23 protein-coding genes and 1 pseudogene are annotated in these 24,714 nt (G+C 70.8%); 10 read left to right on the forward strand and 14 right to left on the reverse strand.

The genetic code is table 11. The annotated features are described in order from the left end of the window. Nucleotides 1–176: 176 nt before the first annotated feature. Complete coding sequence (locus IE332_RS27420) at nucleotides 177–518, forward strand: hypothetical protein (RefSeq protein WP_189921417.1); 342 nt, start codon at nucleotides 177–179, stop codon at nucleotides 516–518. Here IE332_RS27420 and IE332_RS27425 read toward each other — a convergent pair. Together IE332_RS27425 and IE332_RS27430 are read right to left on the reverse strand one after the other, a co-directional pair. After that, nucleotides 484–648, reverse strand: a complete 165-nt coding sequence (locus IE332_RS27425) for a transposase (RefSeq protein WP_229928955.1) — start codon at nucleotides 646–648, stop codon at nucleotides 484–486. The genes IE332_RS27420 and IE332_RS27425 overlap by 35 nt on opposite strands. Then, nucleotides 609–899: a transposase gene (locus tag IE332_RS27430; protein WP_189921422.1), complete on the reverse strand. Its 291-nt coding sequence runs from the start codon at nucleotides 897–899 to the stop codon at nucleotides 609–611. Before IE332_RS27430 ends, IE332_RS27425 begins: the two co-directional genes overlap by 40 nt. A gap of 80 nt (nucleotides 900–979) precedes the next feature. Between IE332_RS27430 and IE332_RS27435 the strand changes: the two are divergent. The 4 genes and pseudogenes from IE332_RS27435 to IE332_RS27450 all read left to right on the forward strand — a co-directional run. Further along, nucleotides 980–1,261: pseudogene (locus tag IE332_RS27435) on the forward strand (transposase); the annotation flags it as partial. A gap of 336 nt (nucleotides 1,262–1,597) precedes the next feature. Further along, the gene (locus IE332_RS27440) at nucleotides 1,598–1,858 is read left to right on the forward strand and encodes a hypothetical protein (RefSeq protein ID WP_189921424.1); all 261 of its coding nucleotides are present in this window, start codon (nucleotides 1,598–1,600) and stop codon (nucleotides 1,856–1,858) included. 136 nt (nucleotides 1,859–1,994) lie between these two features. Further along, nucleotides 1,995–2,429, forward strand: coding sequence for an RNA polymerase sigma factor (locus IE332_RS27445; protein ID WP_189921426.1), 435 nt, complete (start codon nucleotides 1,995–1,997; stop codon nucleotides 2,427–2,429). A gap of 23 nt (nucleotides 2,430–2,452) precedes the next feature. Continuing rightward, complete coding sequence (locus IE332_RS27450) at nucleotides 2,453–4,057, forward strand: hypothetical protein (RefSeq protein WP_189921428.1); 1,605 nt, start codon at nucleotides 2,453–2,455, stop codon at nucleotides 4,055–4,057. Nucleotides 4,058–4,149: 92 nt separating this feature from the next. On the opposite strand, the gene IE332_RS27455 is transcribed toward IE332_RS27450, so the two are convergent. From IE332_RS27455 to IE332_RS27465, 3 genes are all read right to left on the reverse strand, one after another. Continuing rightward, nucleotides 4,150–4,665, reverse strand: a complete 516-nt coding sequence (locus tag IE332_RS27455; protein WP_189921430.1) for a hypothetical protein — start codon at nucleotides 4,663–4,665, stop codon at nucleotides 4,150–4,152. A gap of 381 nt (nucleotides 4,666–5,046) precedes the next feature. Next, nucleotides 5,047–5,334: an antibiotic biosynthesis monooxygenase family protein gene (locus tag IE332_RS27460; protein WP_189921432.1), complete on the reverse strand. Its 288-nt coding sequence runs from the start codon at nucleotides 5,332–5,334 to the stop codon at nucleotides 5,047–5,049. Nucleotides 5,335–5,394: 60 nt separating this feature from the next. Next, nucleotides 5,395–6,321: an NADP-dependent oxidoreductase gene (locus tag IE332_RS27465; RefSeq protein WP_189921434.1), complete on the reverse strand. Its 927-nt coding sequence runs from the start codon at nucleotides 6,319–6,321 to the stop codon at nucleotides 5,395–5,397. A gap of 276 nt (nucleotides 6,322–6,597) precedes the next feature. Here IE332_RS27465 and IE332_RS27470 point away from each other — a divergent pair, with 276 nt between their 5' ends. From IE332_RS27470 to IE332_RS27485, 4 genes are all read left to right on the forward strand, one after another. Further along, a complete protein-coding gene (locus IE332_RS27470) occupies nucleotides 6,598–7,095 on the forward strand; it encodes a hypothetical protein (protein ID WP_189921436.1) in 498 nt (165 codons plus the stop codon). Nucleotides 7,096–7,506: 411 nt separating this feature from the next. Further along, nucleotides 7,507–8,874, forward strand: coding sequence for a (5-formylfuran-3-yl)methyl phosphate synthase (locus IE332_RS27475; RefSeq protein WP_189921438.1), 1,368 nt, complete (start codon nucleotides 7,507–7,509; stop codon nucleotides 8,872–8,874). A gap of 482 nt (nucleotides 8,875–9,356) precedes the next feature. After that, nucleotides 9,357–10,589, forward strand: coding sequence for a hydroxymethylglutaryl-CoA lyase-like TIM-barrel protein (locus IE332_RS27480; RefSeq protein ID WP_229928977.1), 1,233 nt, complete (start codon nucleotides 9,357–9,359; stop codon nucleotides 10,587–10,589). Nucleotides 10,590–10,603: 14 nt separating this feature from the next. Further along, nucleotides 10,604–11,266: a hypothetical protein gene (locus IE332_RS27485; protein WP_189921440.1), complete on the forward strand. Its 663-nt coding sequence runs from the start codon at nucleotides 10,604–10,606 to the stop codon at nucleotides 11,264–11,266. A gap of 242 nt (nucleotides 11,267–11,508) precedes the next feature. On the opposite strand, the gene IE332_RS27490 is transcribed toward IE332_RS27485, so the two are convergent. The 3 genes from IE332_RS27490 to IE332_RS27500 all read right to left on the reverse strand — a co-directional run bounded on the left by IE332_RS27490 (nucleotide 11,509) and on the right by IE332_RS27500 (nucleotide 15,756). Next, a complete protein-coding gene (locus IE332_RS27490) occupies nucleotides 11,509–12,060 on the reverse strand; it encodes a hypothetical protein (protein WP_189921442.1) in 552 nt (183 codons plus the stop codon). Nucleotides 12,061–12,265: 205 nt separating this feature from the next. Continuing rightward, nucleotides 12,266–14,227, reverse strand: a complete 1,962-nt coding sequence (locus IE332_RS27495; protein WP_189921444.1) for an autotransporter — start codon at nucleotides 14,225–14,227, stop codon at nucleotides 12,266–12,268. Between the two features lie 95 nt (nucleotides 14,228–14,322). Beyond that, nucleotides 14,323–15,756: a glycoside hydrolase family 43 protein gene (locus IE332_RS27500; RefSeq protein WP_189921446.1), complete on the reverse strand. Its 1,434-nt coding sequence runs from the start codon at nucleotides 15,754–15,756 to the stop codon at nucleotides 14,323–14,325. A gap of 380 nt (nucleotides 15,757–16,136) precedes the next feature. Here IE332_RS27500 and IE332_RS27505 point away from each other — a divergent pair, with 380 nt between their 5' ends. Next, entirely contained in the window at nucleotides 16,137–16,835 is a 699-nt protein-coding gene (locus tag IE332_RS27505) for an SDR family oxidoreductase (protein WP_189921448.1), read from the forward strand. A gap of 61 nt (nucleotides 16,836–16,896) precedes the next feature. Here the strand turns inward: IE332_RS27505 and IE332_RS27510 are convergent, their stop codons facing one another. The 6 genes from IE332_RS27510 to IE332_RS27535 all read right to left on the reverse strand — a co-directional run bounded on the left by IE332_RS27510 (nucleotide 16,897) and on the right by IE332_RS27535 (nucleotide 24,462). Next, nucleotides 16,897–18,933 carry a glycoside hydrolase family 32 protein gene (locus IE332_RS27510; protein ID WP_189921450.1) on the reverse strand — a complete coding sequence of 679 codons (2,037 nt, stop codon included), beginning with the start codon at nucleotides 18,931–18,933 and terminating at the stop codon, nucleotides 16,897–16,899. A 152-nt stretch (nucleotides 18,934–19,085) separates the two neighbouring features. After that, nucleotides 19,086–20,105, reverse strand: coding sequence for a LacI family DNA-binding transcriptional regulator (locus IE332_RS27515; RefSeq protein WP_189921452.1), 1,020 nt, complete (start codon nucleotides 20,103–20,105; stop codon nucleotides 19,086–19,088). Nucleotides 20,106–20,170: 65 nt separating this feature from the next. Next, a complete protein-coding gene (locus IE332_RS27520; RefSeq protein ID WP_373313853.1) occupies nucleotides 20,171–21,007 on the reverse strand; it encodes an ATP-binding cassette domain-containing protein in 837 nt (278 codons plus the stop codon). Further along, on the reverse strand, nucleotides 21,007–22,002 hold the full coding sequence (locus IE332_RS27525) for an ABC transporter permease (RefSeq protein WP_189921456.1): 996 nt from the start codon (nucleotides 22,000–22,002) through the stop codon (nucleotides 21,007–21,009). The genes IE332_RS27520 and IE332_RS27525 overlap by 1 nt, the downstream gene beginning before the upstream one ends. Nucleotides 22,003–22,151: 149 nt before the next feature. Then, on the reverse strand, nucleotides 22,152–23,177 hold the full coding sequence (locus IE332_RS27530; protein WP_189921458.1) for a sugar ABC transporter substrate-binding protein: 1,026 nt from the start codon (nucleotides 23,175–23,177) through the stop codon (nucleotides 22,152–22,154). Nucleotides 23,178–23,502: 325 nt separating this feature from the next. Continuing rightward, nucleotides 23,503–24,462, reverse strand: coding sequence for an ATP-grasp domain-containing protein (locus tag IE332_RS27535; protein WP_189921460.1), 960 nt, complete (start codon nucleotides 24,460–24,462; stop codon nucleotides 23,503–23,505). Nucleotides 24,463–24,714: the final 252 nt, after the last annotated feature.

The raw sequence follows: 24,714 nt of genomic DNA on the forward strand, positions 1-24,714 counted from the left end.
ACTGTCTCGCGAAGAACCGCAGATCAGCAGGTCGGGTGACCTCCGAGGTTAAACAACAAGCTCAGAAGCCGTTGTCGTACCGAACTTGATCGGCAAGTTTCCGCGGTTCAGGCATGATGCCGGCATGGCGAGGCATGCTCGGGCCGTTGGGTTGTCCCGTTGATGGAGGTGCCGGGATGGCGTCGGTGGTGGGTGTCCTGGAGGAGCGGGAGCTGGCCGCGCGTGAGCGCGTGGAGGAGCGTCGGGAGGTGGCGGACCGGGTATGGCATCCCGCGCTTTCCATGGACGCGCTCGCTCCCCACTACCAGCGCATCCTCGCCACGCTCACCGAACAAGGATCCGGCGGGAAGCCAGTGATGTCCTGTCAGGCGATCACTGCCGTACTCGGACTGGAACCGGTTCCGGCAAGTGTGGAAGCAGTTCGGTCGAAGATGAAGCGGCTGGCCGACCGGGGCTGGGCCGACGAGCCCACCCCGGGACGGTTCACGCTCGCCGCCGGGCCAGCCGGCGGCTCATGAGCATCGTCATCGACCACAGCACCATCTGCTCATGCACGGCGGGCAGCCTCTCGTAGTCAAGCACCAGGCGCCGCGAGCGCATCAGCCAACTCAGCGTGCGTTCCACCACCCAGCGTCTGGGCGGCACCACGAACCCTGAGGCGTCGTCGCTGCGCTTGACGATCTCCAGAGCGAGAGCCCCAGTTGCTGCTTCGCCCAGCCGACCAGGCGACCCGCGTAGCCACCGTCGGCCCACACCAGGACGATCCTGCGATAGCGGGCCCGGACACATTCCAGCAGCGGCAGCGCGGCCTCCCGGTCCGTCACGTTCGCCGCGGTGACCATCACGGCCAGCAGCAGCCCCAGGCAGTCGACCACGATGTGCCGCTTGCGCCCCGGCACCTTCTTAGAGGTCCTGACAGAAGCCGCTGAGGGCGTGACTGTCGAGCTCGGTGCTCGCTGGTCGGCCTGTGGGGAAGAGGGTGTCTCGCCCGTGGGTGGTGTCCGATGAACTGTGGGCACTGATCGAGCCGTTGCTGCCACCGAAGCCGCCGAAGCTGAAGCCGGGGCGCCCTCGGGTGCCGGATCGACAGGCCTTGTGCGGGATCCTGTTCGTGCTGCACACCGGCATCCAGTGGGAGTACCTGCCCCAGGAGCTCGGCTTCGGCTCGGGCATGACCTGCTGGCGGCGGCTCGCGGCCTGGAACGAGGCCGGCGTATGGGACCGGCTCCACCTGGTGCTGCTGCGAAAGCTCAGGGTGGCCAGGGACACGGCGTCCTCCTGGGCGTTGCGGATGGTCTCGGTGGCGGAGAGCTGGGCTCCCTCGCGGCCCAGGACGCGCTCCAGTGCTTCGACCATCGCGGTACACGAGCCGCTGACCACCCGCTGGTTGGCGAAGTAGAAGTCCAGCCCGGCGTTGTCGCCGGTGCGGATCTTGAGGGTGGCGGCGTCCTCGTCGTTGTCGCTGACCGGTGGAGGATGGTGAGTTCGACGACGCCGGCTTCGGCAGCGATCAGCCGCAGCGAGAACCCGCGAGGCCGCTCCAGAAAATTGGGGCCCGGCGATCGCACGCTTTCATGATCACAATGCACTAGGTGACATGAGCAAAGAGCAGCTGGCACTTCCCGGCGACGACGATCAGCAGGCGGACCTCGCGGGGCGCCCTGCTGACGACCACGAGCCGGCTCGGTCAGGGTCAGGGCGGGGCTCCGGGCGAGACTCTGGACCGGAGTTGGTGCTGCAGTCCGTCACGGCGGTGACGATCACGGTCTACGCGTCCACCCGGTCAGTTCTGCTGACTATCGTCACGCTGGTGGTTGCCGTCCTCATGGCCGCGTGGTGGATCGAGCGCCGGAGGTAGCGCCGACCTCGCCATTCGCTCAGTCCAGTGCCTGTACCCGATCGGAGACCAGACCATTCCCCCGAACTCCGAACTCCACGGCTCATTCGAGGAGTTCTGCCAACTGAACCTTTCCCACCTGCATCGTCACCTGCGGATGTCGGGGGCCGATCAATGGGAGGCCGAGGATGCCGCGCAAGACGCCATGTGCGCACTCGGTGAGGTCTGGGGAACCGAAAGGGCGATCCACCCCCGCGCCTGGGTCCGGACGGTTGCGTGGCGCAGAGTGCTCGCCGTACGTGACGGAGAGCGGCGGCTGCGTGAAGTGCACGACCGAGCAGCAACGCAAGCCGCAGAACGGCTGCTGGGAGAGCTGGGCGATTCGGACCTCGCGGAATTGCTGAGCGTCCTGGGGTCATTGCCAGAGGTCCAGCAGCGCGTCTTCGCCTGGACCTACGACGGCTACAAGCCGAAGGACATCGCGGAGATCCTGCACATGAACGCGGCGACCGTCAGGTCCGCGCTCCGAGAGGCGCGGAACAAGCTCAAGCCGGTGGTCGGCGCGGGACACATTAAAGAGGACGCCCGATGAGTGACTCGGAGGAGAGGGCTGAGATGACCGACGTTCAGTTGGATGACGAGGCGGGCGAGGACGCCGCCTTCGACAGCTGGGTCAGCCGGACGGGCGATCGGTTTTCGGCCGCGCTGCTGCCGGCCGACCGGGCGGCGGCGATGACCGCGCGAATCCTGGAGAGGGTCTCGGCTGCACGCTTCGTGATGGAAGAAGCGGGGGCATTCGAACTGAACCTGGAGCAGACGGGGACCGACACGTTCGCAGCAGTTCGTGCCCTGGTCGGGCGAGCCAATCCGGTGGCACGGAGGGCGAAGCGGGCCGCCGACCTGTACGGGCTGCCCGTCTTTGACGGCTTGGCAGAGGACGATCGCACCTCTGCTGATGTCCTCCAACTGCCGCGCGCCTACATGATGGTCGTAGACGGGCTGGACGATGACCACGAGGACGCCCGGGTCGAAGGCGAGGAGAGCCAGGGCCTTGCCCTGTTGCCGCCAGACGGCATCCGGGAACTCCTGATGGGAACTCAGCTCTACGGCGATCCGGCTCTAGCGCTCCGTGAGATGTATCAGAACGCACTGGACGCCTGCCGGTACCGGCAGGCCCGGTTCCAATTTCTTGCCAGGACGAACAGCGGGGCCGTGACCGACTTCGATCCCGCGGTCACGTTCACGCAAGGCTATGACGAACAGGGACGACGTTTCGTCGAGTGCCGCGACAACGGTGTGGGAATGACGGAGGAGGCGGTCCGGGAGCTGTTCTCCCGTGCCGGCCGCCGGTACGTCGCCACGGCCAAGTTCCTGGCCGAAAAGGCAGAATGGGATTCATGCGACCCGCCGGTAAGGCTTGAGTCGAACAGCCGATTCGGCGTCGGCGTGCTCAGCTACTTCATGCTGGCTGACGAGATCGAGGTGACGACCTGCGCAATGGACCGTCACGGGCAGGGCGGCCCGGTACTGCGACTCGCCATCGCCAGCTCAACCTCGCTCTACCGGATCCACCGCCATGCCGAAACTGGCGCACCTGGGACCAGCGTCAGGCTCATCCTCCGTGAAGGAGAGTCCAGCTTCGAGGCTGCGAGCTCAGAGCCTCTGGACGTTTTGATGTCTCTGGAGCGGGTGCTTGGTATCGCCGAAGTCACAACTACCCTCCAAAGCCATTCAGTTGAGGCGACTGCCCATAATCATGATTATGGGCAGTCGGTATGGAAGACCGGAGAGCTGAGGGCCGCGCGGTGGCTCGGGCGCGAGAAGAGCGGGCCGCGCGCTGAAGGCTGGACTCTGCCCTGCCTCGGAGGGCAGGTCATCTGGTGCGAATACGGGGGCGGGCTTCTCGTCGATGGGCTGCGCGTCGACCCCCAGCATTCAGGGCCCCACGCGGGAAACGAGGGCCTTCGGGGCGCAGTCGTCAACCTACGGCCCTCAACTCCCGGCCTGACGCTTTCGGTTGACCGCAAGCATCTACTCAGTGACAGCTCGGCTGTTGTCGAGGAGTTGTTGGAGGAGGCCGCCGACGAACTCGTAGCCAATCGCAGCGACTTGCTGACAGCTACCTGGCTGGAGGAGGTAGCACTCAGTAGCCCGCTGGTGGCCAGGGTTGTGTGGGAAGCGCTGCGGCGCCGGGGGCGGGCGGTCACACGTCGCGGTTGAGTTCTCGGTGCAGGCGATCGGCCTGCGCCCATAGCGTTCGGGCCTCCTTAGCGGCGGTCGTGGCGCGCTTCACCGCCGAAACGACCGCCAGTTCAGAGCAGTGCGTACGCCTGCTGGACCCGGGCCACCAAATCGGCGACCCGGTCGGCGACCTGGCCTGAACCGTCCTGCGCCAGGTCGGCGCGAGGAAGGACGTCGGCGCGGATCCGGTCCAGGTCCAGGTTGACACCGCCGAGCCCGCGGCCGATGTCGGAGCGTTCCACCTCGCCGTCGGTGACGCTCACGCACCGCAGTTCCGCCGCGGCGGCGTCCACGACCACGGCGCGCTCCGCCCCAGCCGCGAGCGCGGCGCCCCGGGCGGCGCTCGCGGTGGTGGAGGCGGTTGCGAGCTCCGGGTCGGGCCTGGTGAGCGCGCCAGCCGCCGCGGGATGACAAGGCGGGGAGATTCGCAGGACGGCGACCGGCCGAAGCCGCAGCGGGCCGCGTTCCAGATCGGTGGCGAGGCCGACGGCGTCAACCTCACCGGTCCGGTCCTCGGGCAGTTCGGCGAGCACCGCGCGCACGCAGTCCCCGAGGCCGGGGACGCTGTCCACCACCGCGCGTGCCACGGTGTGCCCACCCGGGAACCATGCTCCGGGCACAGCCGCCGAAGTCCCGAGTGTGCTCCCAGCACGGGTGGCCGGCGGGACAACGGCAAGCGAAGCACCACGCCCCGGACAAGGAGGCCCGAACTGCACCGTTCCGGGCGCACACCGAGGCCGATGCCCCCGCAGCCTCGCACTGAACGCCCCCGGCCCGGGCACTCGGCCTCCGTCCCGGCAAGCGATCGCCGGCAACGTGCGTTTCCTCGGAAGACCGAACCCTCGCGGAAGGTCCTGCGACCAGTTGCTGTCGGCGATGAACCCCCAGGCAGTGGCGGTGCACGGTGAGTGACCCGACCGGCTCGGGCCTGGAGGAGCTGGTACGCCGCCGCGGGTCGGCGGCTCGCGTCACACGAGGGCGTAGGCCTCGGCCTGGCGGTCGATGAGGTGCGGGGTGATGCCGGCGAGGACCAGTCGCTGGTAGGACACGCTCTCGCGGTGGGCCGCCAGGGCGTTCTCGTCCTCGTACTCGGCGAAGACGACGAAGGCGCCCTGGTCCCGCAGGGAGCGGACCACCCGGTAGGACAGCACGCCGGGCTCGGTGAGCGCGGCCTCGGTGACGGCGGGGAGCAGATCGGCGACGTGCTGGTCGGCGCCGGTGTCGGCGAGCCAGTCGGTGATCACGACGAGAGACACGGCGGGTCCTTCCGGGGTGGTGCGGGACGGTCCTGGTGATGGGGGCGGTTCAGGCGGGGGTCAGGGGATGGTGACGACGATCTTGCCGCGGGTGTGGCCGGCCGCGTTGAGGCGCTGGGCGTCGGCCGCCTGCTCCAGGGGGAACGTCGCCGCGACCTCGACGGTGAGGCGGCCGCTCTCGGCGAGGTCGGTCAGGGCGGCGAGGTCGGCGGCGTCGGGGCGCACGAAGACGTAGCGCCCGCCGAGGGCGAGGACGGCGCCGTCGGCGACGGAGGCGAGGCGGCCGCCTTCGGCGAGCAGCGCCGGCGAGATCTGGAGGGCTTCGCCGCCCACCAGGTCGAGTACGGCGTCGACGCCCTCCGGCGCCAGCGCGCGGACGCGGTCGGCCAGGCCCTCACCGTAGGCCACCGGCTCGGCGCCGAGGCCGCGCAGGTAGTCGTGGTTGCGGTCGCTGGCGGTGCCGATCACCCGGGCGCCGAGGGCGATGGCGATCTGGACGGCGAGTGAGCCGACCCCGCCGGCGGCCGCGTGGACCAGCACGGTCTCACCCGGCTTGAGTTCCAGGGCGCGGCTCAGCGCCTGGTAGGCGGTGAGGCCCGCCAGCGGCAGGCCGGCAGCCTGGGCGAAGTCCAGGTTGGCGGGCTTGCGGGCGAGAGTGCGCACGGGCGCGGCGACGTACTCGGCAAAGGTGCCGCGGCGGACCATGTCCTCGCGGACGTAGCCGATCACCTCGTCGCCCGGCGTGAACTCGGTGACTCCGACGCCGACCCGCTCCACGACCCCGGCGACGTCCCAGCCCGGGATCACGGGGAAGACCACGTCCATCGCGCCGTCGAGGTAGCCGGCCTGGATCTTCCAGTCGACCGGGTTGACCGACGCCGCCACCACGCGGACCAGGACGGAGTCCGGACCGAGCTTGGGCTCGGGCACGTCCCCGTACTCCAGGACGTCCGGTCCGCCGTAGCTGCGGTAGGTGATGGCCTTCATGGGTGGTGCTCCTCGCAAGAAGTGTTGACTCACTCGATGGTTCATCCCATTAAGTAATGCCGAAACGGTAGAACTGAACAGTTGAGGATGTCAAGTAATTCTGAACGGGCCCCGGCTTCGCTTCACCCATCGCAGGTCTTACCGGTAGCGGGCGGCCGGTGGCATGCTTGCCACCGCATGTGATCAACCGGGGTGTCCGTGTCCGCGAAGCCACCGGGCCAACCTGTCATCGGTGACGCCCAGGCCCGACACTCCGACAGAGAGAGGCCGCCTCCGATGGACACTACCGACCGCCTTCCCGATGACCTGACCGAACTGGAGAGGCTGCTCATGCGGGGCGCATCCACCATCCGGTGGGTGGAGGCGGCCGAGCGGCTCGTCCTGCAGGTGGACAATCTGCGGGACTGGCTCATCAAGAACCACTTCCTTCGCCTGTACAGGAGCGAGTCCGGCTCGTATGCCGCCACGGATTTCGCCGAGGCCTTCGACGCCGCGTGCGAGATCCTGCGCGGCGGCAGCAGTGCTCTGGAGGCGTCCGGTCTGCGCAGGTCGAGCTTCTCGGTTCTCGGCGTCGCCGCCAACCTCTGTGGCCGCGTGCAGAACTCGCTCCGCTATTCCGTCCACGAGATCGACGACCACGATGCCCAGGCGGTGGCGTTGGCGGTCCTCTATGCCATCGGCCACATGGACGCCACCGTGGACGTGAACGGCAACGAAGTGGACGGCTGGGGGCCGAACTCGTTGGCCTACGAGGAGCGATTGTCCCAGCCCTGAGCATCCGCCCGGCTTCTGCGACAGCGTTGTGGGGTCGGCGATCCGGACCGAAGGGTCGCCTCCCCGACGCCCGAGCCCGGCGGGCAGTGGGCCGAACGTGGCGGCAAGGGCAAAGACCCGGACCGCGGACCCCCGCCCCGCCCCGCCCCGCCCCGCCCCGCCCCGCCGCCGGGCGACCCACTCCCGACCGCACGCGGTCCTGCACCAGTGCGCTGGACCGACGTGATCACCACCGCGTTCGAGTGCCTCCAAGTCCCGCCGCAATCAGGCCGGCCGGCGACCGCAACCCTTCAGTTCATCACATCCGATGTCCGGAAGGGCTTCACTCACGGAAGTGGTGACGTGAGCATGGCCCGACGGCTACCGTCTGCTCCCGTCGTCAAGATCGTGATCAGAGGGTGGGGAAGTCGCGTGCGCAGCGGGATTTATGGGGACCGGCGGCTGCTGGTCAGTGTGTTCGGGCCGCAGGAGGCCCGTGAGGCGGTGCTCTGCGGGGCGCGGATCATCGACAGCGAGGACCCGCGCAGTGCGCTGGGCACGATCAAGCCCCGGCGCATCATGGACATCGCCGACGCCGTGCTCGCCACCCGCCGGGACCTGCCGGTGCAGTTGAGTACCAACATCGGCGAGGACCAGCTGCTGTACCGGCGCGCCGCGGGCGGGTTGGCGATCGGCAAGTCCCCGTACGAGATGGTCGGCAAGGCCGCGCAGGCGGCGCTCGGCGTCGCGGTGTCGATGGGCACCGCCGTGCACCCGTGCCCGATCGTGAAGGTCGGTCTCGACGGCATGGGTGTCGGCCAACTCTCCGACGTCCTGGGTGAGATCACCGCCACGCTGCGGCGCGCCGACGGGCTCGGGCGCACCCGCGTCATGTCCGTGCTGTTCGCCCAGGATCTGGACCTGTGGGACGCCCGCAAGAGCCTGCCCCAGGTGCGCCGTGCCCTGGTGGGTCTGCGCGAGTACGACCCGGCCGCGGCCGACGCGCCGGGCGCCTTCGACCTGGCGGAGCACGCGGACGCCCTGCTCGGCGACGACGGACGCCCGCTCTTCGCCGACCGGCGTCCCGACGAGGCCGAGCTGAAGGCCTGCGGTGCCCTGCCGGCCGCGGCGCGCGGCACCCACGTCACCGTCAACGAGCCGTTCCCGCATGCCGATTACGGCCTGACCCGTCGCCGCCGTACCGACACCGAGGCGATCCGAGCCATGGTCGAGGCCAGCGCCGCCGCCGGGGCGGACGCCATCATGATCGACACCAGCATCCTGCTGAAGGTCGCCCGCATCGGGCTGATCTCCACCGCGGGCAGCGACGAGCTGGTCGACCTGGACGCCCACGACACCGACGCCCACGGCCTGCCCCGCACCGGCATCCTGTCCCTGGAGGAGATCCGCTTCTTCGTCGACCTGTGCCACGCCCGAGGCCTGGAGGCCAACCTCGCCGGCTCCGTCCAGAGCCACCAGGCCCAGCAGATCTGGCGCTTGGTCCCCGACCTCGACCAGCTCTCCGCCCGTGGCGGCGTCGTCGCCCTCGCCCACGACCCCCTCCACGGCACCGGGGCCGCCACCCGCCACGACCGCGTCGTCCGCCGCGCCCTGGTCGCCGGGATCATCCCGCCGGAGCAGGGCGGATACCTGGTCGTGCCCGAGCACATGACCCGCTCGCCGAAGTTCCGCACCGACCTGGACGGACTGCTCACCCGCCACCGGGACCTCCGCGTCCACGTCGCGGACCGCTACGGAACCCTGTCCGCCCTGGACCGGCCGGCCCCGGGCACCCACTGACACCGGCCCTCCCCCAGACGTCCCGAACGGTCCGGGCGAGCCGGTCGCAGCGTAGAAAAACTCCTCCCCGGTGACGGCGAGCGCCCGGGTGAGGAAGGCGTTGGAGTGGTCGCAGGCTGCAGGAAGCCCGGTCAAGGCCGGGCTTCCTGGAAGGTGGTGAAGGACGAGGCGACCGCACCGGTCATGGTCGTGGCATTGACCCGGACCGTACCGGCCGACTCGCTGCGGATCTTCCCATGACGACGCGTCAGTCCACCATTGCTCTTGACAGATCGGGAGGTGCCCGCAGGACGCCCGCAGCGGCGGGACCCGCGCGCGGTGCCGGCCGTCGCACTGCTCGGCGAGGCGCATCAGACGCTGGGGCGGGGGATGCCGCGTCAACGTCGGCGGCCTGGAAGTGGTCTACGATCCGCCCGAGTCGGTCTCGACGTATCGCGGTGCGCGAGTGCCGTGCCAGGACAGGGGTTGGGGCGTTGTCGTCAGTGGACGTGGTACGGGAGTCGGCCGGGGCCGGGCGGGTCGTGTTCTTCGAGGAGTCGGCACGGGACGGTGCCCAGGCCAAGACCCTGATGAGCGCCGGCTTCCGGGTCCGGCTGGCCCGGGAGCAGGGGGCGGTGTTCGGGGCGGACGGGCCCCGGCACGTGGTGTTCGCGGCCGGCTTCCCCTCCGTGTGCGGGCAGGAGTTCGAGGCGACGCGCCAAGTCGCTCTGGAGGCGCAGGGTTCGGTCAGTCCGTCCGCGATCTGCCGGGGCACGGTGGCGGACGTACGGCTGGCACTGAGCGCGGTGCGGGGTGCGGCGCACGCGCGGGTCATGGTGATCGTGGCCGCTTCCGAGGCGACCGCCCGGGCCCTGGTGCACAGCGGTGCCCGCGAGGCCCTGCGCCGGGGTCTGGACGTGGTGAAGGAGGCCGTGGGTCTGGCAGACGGCGTCGCGGTGGACGTGTGCCTGGTGGACGCTCCCCGCGCGGACCACGCCCTGGTGGCGGAGTACGCGGGGGCGATGACGGCCCAGGGCGCGGGGACGATCGTGCTGGCCGACACGGTCGGCGACCTGCTGCCCGGCCGGACCCGGGACCTGTTCCAGCGGGTCGCGGCCGGCGCGGGGCCCGAGACCGTCCTGGTCTCGCACCTGCACAACGACCTGGGCCTGGGCCTGGCCAACACCCTGACCGCCCTGGAGAGCGGAGTGCGGGTGGCGGCGTGCTCGTGGCTGGGCATGGCCGAGCGCAGCGGCATGGCCGCCACCGAGCAGCTGCTCTTCCTGCTCGCCCACGACCGGACCAAGGCCGAGCAGATCCTCGGCCCCGGCTGCGAACCGTGGTGGACGCAGCCGGACCTGACCCGGCTTCCGACGATCGCGCGGATGGTGTCCGCCGAGACCGGAGTCCCGCTCACCGTCACCACCCCCGTCGTGGGCACCGGCGTCGCCACCATCTCCACCGGAACCCCCTTCACCCACCCCCAGACCTTCCAGCCCTACGACCCCCGACAGCACCTCGGGCTGGCACCGACCGTGGTCCTCACCCACCTCGCCAGCGGGCGCGTGCTGCGCGCGGTCGCCGAGCGACTCGGCCACCGACTCGACCCGGCCCAGACCCGCACCGCACTGGCCTGGGCCAAGGACCGCGCCTACCGCCTGAACCAGGCCGTCATCGCCGACGCCGACTTCGCCGCCTACCTCGACGGCCTGACCGCCGCCACACCCCGATCCTGAACGGAACCGCCCCCATGCCGGCCACCGCCCCGCTCGACACCAGCCCCGCCGCCCACGCCCTGACCGCCGGGCGCGCCGTCATCCTGCCCAACCCCAGCCCCCTCACCTACGTCGTCACCGCCACCACCCCCCAGGCCGTCAACAACGCCAAGGGCCGCCCCACCGACCAGGAAGTCGCCCTGTGGGTCCACGACGACACCACCTGGACCGACCTCACGGCGCGACTGGACCTGACACCGACCGCCCTGCGCACCGCGTACACCCTGCTCCGCGAGCACCTGGTCACCCTCCTGGTGCCCGTACACACCGACACCCCGCCACCGGCCTGGACCACCCCCGCACTGCGCGACGGCCACCTCCTCCTCTTCGGCACCCGCTGGCACCCCCTCACCCCGCTGCTCGACCGCTTCCCCCGCCTGTACGTCAGCAGCGCCAACCGCACCGGACAACCACCCGCCGCCACCGCCCCCCAGGCAATCGCCATGTTCGGCCCCGAAACCCCCGTCACCGACGCCGACACCCTGCGCCGCACCGGCACTCCCCACGCCGCCACCACCATGCTGCGCATCACCCCCGGCGGAGACCTGGCCCACATCCGCCACGGAGCCCAGGACCAGGCCCACGGCAGCGACCCGAACCGCTACCTGGCACACCTCCGTGAGGCGACAGGCAACTGAGGACGGACGTCCGCTGACACCCGTCTGAGCCCCCTGGCGGATGCGGTGGAGCAGGAGGCCCCCTGGCTGACGGTCCGCTTCCCTCTCGCCTACACGATCTGTCGTCCGCGGACCGCTCAACACTCTCCACCAGTTGCTGGACACCTTCGAGTACTGGTTCGGCCTCACCACCCCCTGACCGGCCCCAGGCGCCCGGGCCCGCCTCCGGCCGCCTGCGGCGGCGACGCGTGAAGGCTGACGGCCTACGCCTCTTCACCCCGGTCGACGTCGTCGTGCAGCGTCTCGCCGAACCGTTCCAGCGCCTCCTCCGGCCCGCAGCCGAAGGCGCGGCCGATGTACTCCCAGGTCATCATGCTGCTGCGGGCCTTGCGGCCGGCCAGCAGCGCGGTCGAACCGGCGGCCCGCTCGAAGCGGGCAGCCGCGCGGGCGGCGGCGTACGGCCGGCTCTCCGTCAGGTCGCAGATCCGGTCGACCAGCGCCGCGACCAGCTCCTCGACCTCGCGCGGCACCACGCCCTCGGCCAGGTCGACGTGCACCTCCCAGTCCGCGAACGGCCCGGTGGCCTCGCCCACCGCCTCGGTCGCCACGTCGTCGCCGAAGTCCAGCAGGTGCACCCGCTCACCCCGCCAGCCGCAGCTGCAGCCACCGCGCACCGCAGCGGCCCGAGGACCGTCCGCACCGTTGTAGAGCCACCAGGTGGTGCGCCCGTCCGGCAGCGGCGCCGGCTCGCTGCCGTCCGCCAACACCGCCGCCGGGAAACCCTCGTGGCGCTTGCTCTCGTCGATCCACGGCATATCGTGCCCCTCGCGTCCCTGGAGTACAGCACCAGGGTTCTCGGCCCGTGACGCAGTGTCAAGGCTTCGCGACAACCGGTGCGACCCACAGCTCAAGGGGGCGCGCACCGTCCGCCGCACGCCGGGCCAGCGGTGCTCCGGCAGCTCGGTGAGCCGCTCGATCCAGGCGACCGCCTCCCCGCCCCCGAGCTCCCTGGCATCCCGCTCAAGCTCGGCGGCCGCGCCGGCGGTGGCGGTCGACGGGCCGGCGTCTGCGCCGGATCCTGAGAGCGAGGAGAGCGAGGAGGACGAGACCGGCCGCGGCTGCCAGGGCGGCGAAGGCGGCGGCGGCCGAAGGGAGCGTCCCCCAGGCCGTACCGCCCGCCCGGGCCACGGCCGGGCTGTCGGTTGGCCCCGCCGGGGCCGGGGGGTCGGCCTGGCCGGGGGCGGCGTTCGTGGCGCTTGCCGACGGGGAGGCGGACTCGGTTGCCGCCGTCGTGGCCGTCAGCTCGATGTGACCGGCCGTGCGGGCGACCGAGAAGGCCGCTCCTCCCACGCTGAGGGTGTCGCCGGAGAGCGCGGCGTCCTGCGGGCCCACGGTGAGGCTCTGGGCCCCGCCGGGCAGGATGATCTTCGCGCCCGTGACGGCCTCCAGCTTGCGCAGCGTCGTCGATTTCGCCGCGGAGAGGTCGAGGACCGCGGACGCACCGGTGAGGGCGACCCCGCTGGAGGAGGCGAGCGAGGCACCGGCCACCGCGAGCGTCCCCTTGGCCACGGTGGTGGCGCCGGTGTAGGAGGCGGCGGTCAGCGTCGTCGTCGCGGTGCCGTTCTGGGTGACCGATCCGGAGCCGGACACCGCCGGGAGGGTGACGGGCGTCCGGACGTTCTGCATGATCAGCGCGCCGTCGTCGCTGATCGCGTCGAGAGCGCCCTTCGTGTGGAGACTCCCGTCCGCTCCCGCCCCGGACCCGAGGCGCAGCGTGGCGCCCCGCTGGATGGTGGTGGAGCCGTCGTAGAACTGCGCCGCGGCGAAGGTGACGTCGTTCCCGGACGTGCCGGCGATGACGATGTCGCCCGCTCCGGGAGCGGCGAGGGTGTCGTGGTACTTCCCGCCGCCGATGGGCAGGCCGAGGGTGACCGGGCCGTTGTAGTCGAAGGTCAGCCGCGAGCGCTGCGAGTTGGCGTGCAGGTTGATGTACGCCGTTTCGGCCGTGCCCGGCAGGAAGATCTGGTGGGTGGTGCCGTCGCCCCAGTGGACGTCGGCGCCCTCGATGTTGGTGCCGCGCTTGTTCAACTGGTGGGCGACCGGTACCAGGTTGAGGTTGCCGTTGCTCAGCGTCGGCGGGGCCGTGCCGGTGTTGTCGCTGTAGCTGTAGGTGCCCGTCAGGATGACCTTGCTGCCGGGCCGGGAGTGGACGTTGACGTCGTTGCCGTATTCGCGGCTGTAGAAGTTCTGGCGCTGGACGACCGTCTGGTTCAGCGGGGTGTCGATGATCCACGAACCGCGGTTGAGGACGGCCTTGGCGTTCGGCAGGTCGGCCGCGCAGGTGGTGGCGGCGTAGTTGGCGCCGGTGCCGATGTCGAGCACCCCGGAGAAGGGGCTGCTTCCGCACAGCTGGAGCGTGCCCCACAGGTTGCGGGGCTGGAAGATCGTCCCGGAGCCGCTGACGGTGCCCAGGTTGAACAGCCGCGTGAGCGACAGGTTGAGCGTGCCGTCGATCCGGATGTTGTCCTGGTTCTGCTGGTAGCCGGGCGAGTTGTAGGGGAAGGCGCCGATCAGGCCGGTGGTTCCGCCGTTGCCGTACTGCAGGGTGGCGCCGGCGTCGACGGTGATCGCGGGCCGGTCGGGGTTGCTGACGACCACATAGGGGTGGTTCCCGCCGAGGATGGTGACGGACTGGCCCTGCTGGGAGCCGGGCAGGGTGAAGGTGCTGTCCTTGGTGAGGATCAGGGTGCCCGTGCCGGAGACCCGCAGGGACCCCTGCCCGCTGATCACCCCCGAGTAGGTGTGCGACCCGGGCGGCACGTTCACGACGGCGCTTCCGCCGAGGACCACGTCGCTGTTGGCGAGGATCGACGGGGTGATGTCACCGTCGGCCGCGACGGCGTCGGTCGGCGCCAGGGCCACGGGCACGGCCGTCGCCGCCACGATCGCGGACACCAGCAGTGCGTGCCATGAACGTCTCATCGGTGGTGCTTCCTGGGTGCGGGCGGGGAAAGAAGGCGGTGCCGGCGCGCTCCTCGGAGGCGCCGGCACCCGGTCGGGTCAGCTACCCGGTCCGGTCAGCCGGTCACGCGGAAGGTGGCGTCACCGCGGCCGGTCGCGGTGGTGATCGGGTCGAGCTTCAACTCGTACGCGTAGTGCCGGATGTAGTGGTCGGGGTGGTTGTACGACTGGAACGAGGACCAGGTCGGGTCGGCGAGCCCGGCGACCTGGCGGAAGGTCGCGTCCTGGGCGAACTGGCTGCTGCCGTCGTTGGGGACCAACTGGAAGTCGTAGTCGAAGTGCCGCAGGAAGTACCCGGGGAAGTTCACCGACTCGAAGGAGACGGTGCCGGTGCCCGCGAGGCCGGGCCGCAGGCGGAACCGGGAGTCGTCGACGGGGCTGACGTTCGGGTCGATGCGCGCGTCGAAGTTGACGTGCCGCACGTACCGGTCCTGGAAGTTGAAGGACTGGAGCCGCTGGGCGGGGGTGCTGGGCCAGCGGGCGAGCACCCGGCTCTCCTCGGCGGCCGTCAGGTTGAGGATCCAGCCGTGGCGCTTCTTCGTGCCGCCCATGTCGTAGGCGCTCGACGCCTGCCGCTGGTAGACGGCCGGGTTGGACGGGTCGGTGGTCAGGACCGGCATGTAGCCACCGCTGCTGGCGTACTGGTCGAGGTAGAGCGCCCACTTGTCGGTGCCGTTGAACTTCATCCACATCGGGCCCTCCACCTGGGAGCCGGTGAGGCCGATGCCGGAGAGGTTGCCCAGGTCGGTCCACGTCCCGAGGATCGAGTTGCCGCCCTCGAGGGTGATCTGCCCGTCGCCGGAGGCCCGCACGTAGCGGAAGTTGCCGACACCCGACGGCACCTCGATGATCTGGGTGTCGATGATGCCCTGGGTGCCGGGGCGGTCGATGTACACCTGCGGGGTGGTGATGGTGCGGAAGTCCGACGTGCGGGCGGCGTAGATGCGGTGCTTCAGTACGCCGTCGAGGGTCGCGTTGGTCGCCCAGTACAGGACGTAGCTGCTGCTCGCCGGGTCCCAGATCGCCTCGGGCGCCCAGGCGTTGCGGCCGTCGGGGATCGCGCCGGCGACGTTGAGCAGCCACGGCTGGGACCAGGTGGCCAGGTCGGTGGACTCCCACACCACCAGGTTGCGGCTGGCGTTGTTCACGGCCTGGTCCCAGTTCTGCCCGCAGCCGATGCACAGGTCGGTCGCGATGATCCAGTACCGGCTTCCGTCCGGGGAGCGCACCAGTGCGGGGTCGCGCACGCCCTGTGTGCCGACGGTGGAGCGCAGGACCATCCCGCCACCGTTGAGGTCGTTCCAGTGCACGCCGTCCGTGCTGTGCGAGAGGTACATCTGCTGACCGGTCGAGCCTTCGCCGATGAAGTGCACCATCAGGTAGCCGGGACCGGCGGCCGCGGCCTGCTGGGGGGCGGCCGCGGCCAGGCCGGTGAAGAGCAGGCAGACGGCGATGAGCATCGCCGACAGCCGTGCGCGAAGCGCGGTCATGGACTTCTCCTGTCGATCTGCTGTGCCACCGGGAGGGTGGTCCGGGCAGCGGTGTGGGCTGAACCGGAGGTGGCGTCGCCGTTTCGCTCTGGGGAGAGTGTTAACGCTAACAATTCAGTGGACAAGAAGCCGGGACGGCCGTTACCCAATCTTGACCGGTCATGTACAAGTCCGCTGAATCCGGCCGCTCCGGCCCGAGTTGACGGCCGGTCGAGCGGCCCCGTCAACCCGGGATCGACGCCCGCGTCGCAGGCCACCCGGTCTTGGTGTCGCGTCACGACATCATGATGATCAGGTAGCCTGCGTCCGCCGACTCGGTGTTCATCGACACCTGGAACCTGGCGCATCCCCGATACCGCCGTCGCCAAGGAGGCCGTGCCATGGAACCCGTCACGTTGATCACCGGCGGTTCGAGCGGGATCGGTGCGGCCACTGCCCGCGCCCTGCTCAAGCAAGGCCACCGCGTGGCGATCACCGGCCGCGACGCCGATCGCCTGGCCGCGTTCGCCGCCTCCGCCGGAGCCGGCGAGCGGCTGCTGACCATCACCGGTGACGCCGGCGACGAGAACCATGTCGCCGCCGCCGTGCGTCACGTCACGGGCTCGTGGGGACGATTGGACACGGTGATCGCGAACGCCGGGTTCTCCCTGCCCGGCACGCTGGAGGACCACGACCCCGCGGCCATGCGCGCCATGATCCTCACCAACGTCCTCGGCCCGGCTCTGCTGGTCCGCGAGACACTGCCGCACCTGAGGGAGTCCAAGGGCCGGATCGTGATCGTCGGTTCGGTCGCGGGCACCAGGAACACGCCCGGCAACCTGTACTCCGTCACCAAGTGGGCCGCGCACGCCCTGGCCGAGAACGTCCGGCTCCTGGTGGCCGGGGACCGCGTCGGCGTCACTCTGGTCGCCCCAGGGGTCGTGGACACCCCGTTCTGGGACGAGCGCGGTGGATCACCCGCGGCGGCGCCGACCCTGACCGCCGAGCAGATCGCCGAGACGATCCTGTTCGCCGTCAACCAGCCCGAAGGCGTGGACATCAACCACCTCGTCGTACGGCCCGCCGGCCAGGTCAACTGATCTCGATCGCGCCGCGGGCGACGGGACGTACGAGCAGCATCGGGCCACGGTCCCGGGGCTGTCACGTCCAGACGGAACCCAGCTGCCACGCCCGCATGCGGTCGAGGGTCGCGGTGCCGTTGTCGGCGAAGACGTCGACGCCGGTGCTGGAGGGGTCGGGAAAGACCTGGTCGGTGAGGACGACCTGTCCGCCGCGCGCGTTCTCGGCGTAGACCTCGACGGAGGAGGCGTCGACGAGGACGTGCAGGCTGAGGGGTCCGCCGTCGAGGGCGAGCGGGGCTCGTTGGACGCCGGGGAAGGTGGGGTCGAAGTCGACCAGGCCGGAGGCGGTGCGGTCGATGGAGACCTCGCCGGTGGTCGTGTCGTAGCCGATCCGGGTGCGTTGTCCGCCGCCGGTGCGGACGTCGAGGCCGAAGCGGTCGGCGGTACCCGGGGTGAGTTGGGCCTCCAGCTCCAGGGTGCTGCCGTGGACGGCGAGCGGGGTGCTGCCGCTGTCGACAGGGGTGGTCGGCATGGTGGAGCCGGCGTCGCGGAGGGTCCTCAGTTCGCCGACCGGCTGTTGGACCAGTCGGGTCCTGCCGTTCACGGTCCGCAGGGAGAGCTGACGGGGGAAGGCGTCGGCGCTGCGCCAGGGGGAGGTGGGGACGGCCTGCGCGTAGTTCCAGTTGCTCATCCAGGCGAGCATGACGCGGCGTCCGCCGGGCGCGTCGTTGTAGGTGACCGCGGCGTAGAAGTCCTGACCGTAGTCGACCCAGTGGGCGCGCTGCGGGGTGCTGAGCGCGGGCTCGTCGGCCGCCGTGAAGTCGTCGGCGAGGATGTGTCCCCAGCCGTCGGTGTTGTGGTCGACGAGCTGGATCCGGGCCTGCTTGCCGATCAGGTCCTTCAGGTCCCAGGAGGTCCAGTCGAGGGTCTCGCTGTTGGAGCCGGTGGAGGTGCGGACCACCTTGCCGTCCACGAGGAGGTTGACGGCGGTCTGGGTGTCGGCGCCGTCGGTGTGGGGGTGGTTCCCGCCGCCGACCAGGAAGTTCAGGTAGCGCCTGCCGACGGTGAACTCCGGTGAGGTGAGGGTGCCGGTGGAGCCGTCGCCGCTGTTGTAGCTGTTGACCAGGCCGGTGCCCCGGTAGCCGGAGACGGTCTGCTGGTCGGGCAGGGTGCCGGTGGCGGGGGCGGTGCCGAAGGCGGTGCCGTTGGTGGTCCAGTCGCCGTAGGAGCCGGATTCGAAGTCCTGCAGCACGGTGCCGCCGGGCGGGACGTAGGCGGCGGGGTCGTCGGAGGTGAAGCGCTCGCCGTCGAAGTCGCCGGTGAAGTACTGGGTGCCGGTGCCGCCCGCGACGGACTGGGTGCCCACGACCAGCACCCACTTGGTCTTCCCGGGGTCGCCGTCCACCGCGAGCGGGAAGAGGTCGGGGCACTCCCACACGCCGCCGGTGGCGCCCGCGGGGCCGAAGTCGCTCAGATGGGTCCAGCTCTTCAGGTCGGACGAGGAGTAGAAGGAGACCTTGTGCCGGTCGGAGAGGGCGACGGCCATCAGCCAGCTGTGGGTGGGCGCGTACCAGAAGACCTTGGGGTCGCGGAAGTCGGCGGAGCCGATGGCCAGGACGGGGTTGCCGGAGTACTTGGTCCAGGTGGTGCCGCCGTCGGTGCTGTAGGCGAGCGCCTGCTCCTGCCTGCCCGTGCCCTTCCGCTGGCTGGTGTAGACGGCCACCAGCGGCGGGTTCTCCTTGCTGCCGAAGCCGGTGGAGTCGTCCTTGTCGAGGACGATGCTGCCGGAGAAGACCATCTCGTCGGCGTCCTGCGCGATGGCGAGCGGCAGTTGCGTCCAGTGCACCAGGTCGGTGCTCACCGCGTGACCCCAGGACATGTTGCCCCAGCTGTTGCCCGACGGGTTGTACTGGAAGAACAGGTGGTACTGACCCTGGTACCAGATCAGGCCGTTGGGGTCGTTCATCCAGTTCCGGGCCGGGGAGAAGTGGAACTGGGGCCGGTACTGCTCGTGATACGGCGGGCCGGCGGTGGCCGGCGACGCGGTGAGCAGGGCCAGCCCGGACAGGACGGTCGTGGCGGCGAGCAGTCGGCGGCGCCGGGTGGTTCTGGACATGGTGCTCCTTCCGTCGGGTGTGCGGGACTGGGCGACGGGGACGATCCGCGGGGTGGGCCCCTGGGCACGACGGTGCCGAGGCATTGCGGCGGGACGGCTGTGTCGGAACGGTGTCCGGGTGGGCCGTTGTGCTCGTTGGTCGGTCCGAAACGCTAGGCAGCGGGCGGGAGTTCGCCGGAGCCGCGGACGATGAGACGGGTGGGGACGGTGACGGTCCGGGCCCGGCTGCGGTCACCGTCGAGGCGGGCGAGGGCGAGTTCGGCCGCGGCGGCGCCGATGGCGGCCGGGTCCTGGGCGACGGCCGTGATGGCGGGTTCCAGCACCTCCGCGAACGGCAGGTCGTCGAAGGACACGAGGGCGGTGTCGCGTCGGCCGGCGCGGGCCAGCCCGAGTACGGTGCCCATGGCGGACAGGTTGTTGGCGGCGAGGATCGCGGTCGGCGGTTCCGCCCGCTGCATCAGTCGTACGGTGGCCTCGGCGGCCTCGGCCTGGGTGTGGCCGTCGACCACCAGCGAGCGGTCGTAGGGCAGGCCGGCGGCGTCGAGCGCCTCCCGATAGCCGGCCAGACGCTCGCGGCGGGTGAAGAGGCCCACCGGCCGGTCGCCGACGAAGGCGATCCGCCGGTGCCCGCGGGCGATCAGGTGGGCGGTGCCGTCACGGCCTCCGTCCCGGTTGGAGCTGACCACGCAGTCGGCGGTCAGGCCGGCACCGGGCCGGTCGAGGAAGATCACCGGCATCCCGCTGTTGCGGGCCGTCCGCAGGTGGGCGTGGTCGGCCCGGGCCGTGGGCGCCACCATCAGGGCGCTGACCCGGCGGGCCAGGAAGGTGCTGGTCAGCGCCCGTTCCCGGTCGGGATCGTCGGCGCTGGAGCCCATCAGCAGGGTCAGTCCGCGGTCGCGGATCGCGTCCTCGATTCCTCCGGCGACGGTGCCGAAGAACGGGTTGCCCATGTCGGGGATGATCAGTCCGACGGTGGTGTCCGGGCCGCCGGTGCGGATGTTGCGGGCCATCAGGTTCGGCTGGAAGCCCAGCCTCTCGACCGCCGCCAGGACCTTCTCGCGGGTCTGCGCCGAGGTCGGGCCGTCGCCGTTGAGGACTCGGGAGACGGTCTTGGCGCTGACGCCGACCTCCTGAGCCACATCGTGCAGCGTCGTACGACGGGGCGCGGCCATGTACCCACCTTCGCCAGGCAGCGGCCCCGGTCTCGCGCGCGAGGCCACTGCGGGGGACGTTCTTCTCAGTCGGTTCCGACTCCGGCGGCCTTGGCGGCCTCGGCGTCGGCGACAACGGTACCGCCGCCGTCCTCGTCGACGGTGAGCGCGCCGGTCATGATGGCGACCACCTCCGACATCGAGTGGTCGCCGGGCTTGATCAGGGCTGCGCGCCGGCCCATCCGGTGCACGTGGATCCGGTCGGCGATCTCGAAGACATGGGGCATGTTGTGGCTGATGAGCACCACCGGGAGGCCCCTGTCGCGGACCCGGCGGATCAGGTCGAGCACCTGTCCGGACTCCTTGACGCCGAGCGCGGCCGTGGGCTCGTCCATCACCACCACGCTGCGGGCCCAGGCGACGGCGCGGGCCACGGCCACGGCCTGGCGCTGGCCGCCGGAGAGCGTCTCCACCGGCTGGGTGAGCGAGCGCAGACCGATCTTCAGGTCGGCCATGTGCTCGGCCGCCTCCTCGCGCATCCGTTTCCTGTCGAGCATCCGCAGCACGCTGCCGAGCGGGCCGGGCCGGCGCAGTTCTCGGCCGAGGAACATGTTGGAGGCGATGTCCATCGAGGCGGCGACCGCGAGGTCCTGGTAGACGGTCTCGATGCCGTGCGCCCGGGCGTCCTGCGGGCCGCTGAAGCGGACGGCCTCGCCGTTCAGGCGGATCTCCCCCTCATCGGGGGTGACGGCCCCGGTCAGGGCCTTGACGAGGCTCGACTTGCCGGCGCCGTTGTCGCCGATCACGGCGAGGACCTCTCCGGGCAGGAGGTCGAAGTCGGCGCCGTCGACGGCGGTGACGTGACCGTAGCGCTTGACCAGGCCGCGGGCCTGCAGGACGGGCGTGGGAGTCCGGGTGCTCATCAACGGGTCCTCTTCCGGGAGAGCTGGTCGACGGTGACGGCGAGGATGACCAGGACGCCGGTGATCAGCGTCTGGTAGATGGACGCGACGCCCATCAGCTGGAGGCCGTTGCGGAACACTCCGACGATGAGAGCGCCGATCAGCGAGCCGAGCACGCTGCCGCGGCCGCCGAACAGGCTGGTGCCGCCGAGCACCACGGCGGTGATGCTGTCGAGGTTGTCCGTCTGCCCGGCCTGCGGGTCGCCGACGCCGGTGCGGGAGATCAGGAGCAGCGCGGCGACACCGTAGACCAGTCCGGCCAGCGCGTACAGGCCGATGGTGAGCCGGCCGATGCGGATGCCGTTGAGCCGGGCGGCCTCGGAGCTGTTGCCGAGTGCGTAGACGTGCCGGCCCCAGGAGGTGCTGCTCAGCAGGTAGGCGAAGAGGGCGAACAGCGCGAGGGCGACCAGCGAGCCGTAGGTGACGTCGGTGCGTCCGAGCGGGAACGTGCCGCCGAGGAACGTCAGTTGGCTCGGCAGGTCGGAGACGGTCTGCTCCTTGGAGTAGATGTGGGTGAGCGCGAAGGCCACGTTCAGCATGCCGAGCGTGACGATGAACGGCGGCAGCGGGATCAGCTTCACCAGCAGACCGTTGACCAGTCCGAAGCCCGCGCAGACGGTGAGCCCGAGCGCGATCGCCACCAGCGGCGGCACCGTGCCCGCCGCGGCCGTCCTCGCGATCACGATCGATCCGAAGGCCATCACCGCCCCGCAGGACAGGTCGATGCCGGCGGTCAGGATGATCAGCGTCTGGCCGATGGCCAGTGTGCCGACCACCATCACCTGCTGGATGACCAGCGAGAAGTTCCCGCCGGAGAGGAACTGGTCCGTCGTCAGGGAGAAGAAGGCGCAGGCCAGAACGAGGGCGGCAAGCGGGCCCGCGGTCGGCGCGGTCATGATCCGGCGGGCGAACGTCGGCCCGGTGAGGTCCGCGTACGGGGCGGTGGAGGTCGTCATGAGGAGGTCCTTGCCGATGGAGCCGGTCGACGGGCCGAGCGAACGGCGTCGCGCCGGCGGAGCGGTAGCGGCCCGGGCGGGGCGGGTGGCCCTGGTCAGGTCAGGTCAGGCGAGGGGGTCCTGGCCGGGCCGCTGCTTCGGAGCGGGGATCAGCCCCAGCAGTTGGCCAGGCCGAAGCCGGTGTCCTTGTGGTCCACGCCCGGCTGCGGCTTGTCCGTGACCAGAGTGACGCCGGTGTCGGTGTAACCCGAGGCCTTGGTGCCGGTCTTGGCGAAGTCGGCGACCGCCTTGACGCCCTTCTCGGCCATCACCAGCGGGTACTGCTGCGAGGTCGCCGCGATCTTCCCGTCCTTGACCGCCTGGGTGCCGGCGCAGCCGCCGTCGACCGAGACGATCATCACGTCCTTCTCGCGGCCCTTGGCCTTCAGCGCCGTGTACGCGCCCAGCGCGGCGGGCTCGTTGATGGTGTAGACGAGGTTGATGTCGGGCGCCTTCTGCAGGCAGTTCTCCATCGCGGTCTGGCCCTTGGCCTGGTCGCCGCCGGTGTCCTGCGAGCAGACGACCGCCGGGTCGCCGGCGGCGACACCGAAGCCCGCCAGGAAGCCGTCGTGGCGCAGCTGGCCGACCGCGACGCCGGGCGCGAGATCGAGGGTCGCGATCTTCGCGGGCTTGCCGGTCATGGCGGCCTTGGCGTACTCGCCGATCAGTTGACCGGCCTTCCTGTTGTCGGTGGCGAACAGGGCGTCGGTGCCGTCCTGCGGGTCGGTCGGGCTGTCCAGGGCGATCACCAGCACGCCCTTGGCCCGGGCCTTCTTGATCGCGGGCAGGATCGCCTTGGAGTCGCTGGGCGTGATCAGGATGCCCTTGACGCCCGAGGCCACCATGTTCTCGATCGCGGCGATCTGCCCGGCGTTGTCGCCGTCGAACTTGCCGGCCGCCGTGCTCAGCGTGACGCCGTCCTCCTGGGCGGCCTTCTGCGCGCCCTCCTTCATCTTGACGAAGAACGGGTTGGTGTCGGTCTTGGTGATGAGGCCGACCTTGACCGCGCCTCCGGAGGAGCCGGTGCCGGCGGCGCCCTTCGAACCCGAGCCACAGGCGGTCAGCGTGAGCGCCATGGCGCCGACCAGGACGGCGGCGGAGGCTCTGAAAAGGGTGGGGCGGGGCGTGCGAGACATCGTGGCTCCTAGGAGGTGCGGTCTCGAGGTTCAGGGCTGGGGTGAGCGGCAACCGCACTGTCATCGTTGACTCATGTCAGCGTTGACATCCGCTTGACGAGGATGATGAAGTCTGTGTGACCGGGGCCACAAGCCCCGCAGACGTAACGACTGGGTAACGCGACCGCGACCACCCGTGCTGATCTGCGGAAACGACCTTCGAACTCAACAGGACCCGCCCCGCAGCCAAGTCCCGTCCCCCATCCGTTACTTGACTCCCTCGACTGAGGCACCGTCAGCCGAGGGCCAGTCCTTTCGCCACCAGCAGCGCGGGCCGGTCAACCGGTCAGGGCGCCGAGGGCCCCGTGAGGTGGGCCTGGACCAGGGGCAGGGCGACGCCCTCCAGCGCGCCGGGGCCGCTGATCACCGGGTGGACGTTGACCTCGAAGACGCATCCGCCGTCCGCGACCGCGAGGTCGACCCCGCCGAAGGACAGCCCGAGCGCGCGGGTCGCGGCGACGGCCAGGTCGGCGAGCCGCTGCGGCAGTTCCTCGGGCGGCAGCACGGTGGAGCGAGCGCCCCGCGCCTCGTTGCACGGCTCGTCGAGCGCCTCCTGCACGTGCTCGCAGACCCGCAGCACGCGCTCGCCCAGGACGACGACGCGCAGCTGGTGGCGGCGGCCCCGGGCGTCGAAGTTGCGGGCGTCCCGGGAGAGTTGCCACTTCCGGCCGGTGGCGGCGTAGTGGTCGCGGGCGGCCAGCAGCTGGGCGGTGGTGGTGGCATGGAAGACGCCGTCGCCGCCCAGGCCGGTGGCGGGCCGGGTCCACACGTCGCCGCCCAGTCGGCTGAACGCGTCGAGCGCCGCCTCCCGGTCCGGCGCGTCCAGGGTGATCGTCGGGGCGTGCGGGACGCCGTGCCGGGCGAAGCGTTCGACGGTGCGGCTCTTGTCGGTGGCGTTGCGCCAGGCGGCACTGTCCGCGGCGCCCAGGCGGGCGGTGTCGCTCCGGCCGAGCACCCGCTGGAAGTCCTCGAAGCGGTGACGGTCGCCCGGGGGGATCTCGTAGACGATCACGGCATCGGGGGTGAGGGTGCGGCCGTCCTCGGCCAGGTGCAGGGCGAGGCGGCCGTCGCGGACCTCGGCGCGGTCGGCGCCGCCGGTCATGAAGCGGCGGGCGTCGAGGGGTAACGCGGCGGCGCCGGTGAGCTGCTTGACCGCGGCTTCGAGGACGGCACTGCTGCCCTCGTCGGAGCCGTGGTCGGTGATGACCACGATGCGGTGGTCGTGGCGGGCGGGCACGGTGGTCACGGCGGTCACTCCTGGGTGCGAAGGTGGCGGGCGAGGGCGGCGGCGGTCGTCCCGACGGAGCGACACCAGCCGGTGCGGCCCGCGAGGACCCCATCGGATGAGTTGCTCTCGTAGGACCGGCGGTCGCTCACGGGTGACACTCCAGCACCTCCGGACCTCCCGGACAGCGGAACGCGGCAATCCCGTACCTTCCAGTGACGACGGATGCGACATCACGTCACATACCGGCCCCTCGGATCCGCTGGTCCCGCC

It is taken from the genome of Kitasatospora xanthocidica (assembly GCF_014656195.1).
Classification (GTDB): Bacteria; Actinomycetota; Actinomycetes; order Streptomycetales; family Streptomycetaceae; genus Kitasatospora; species Kitasatospora xanthocidica.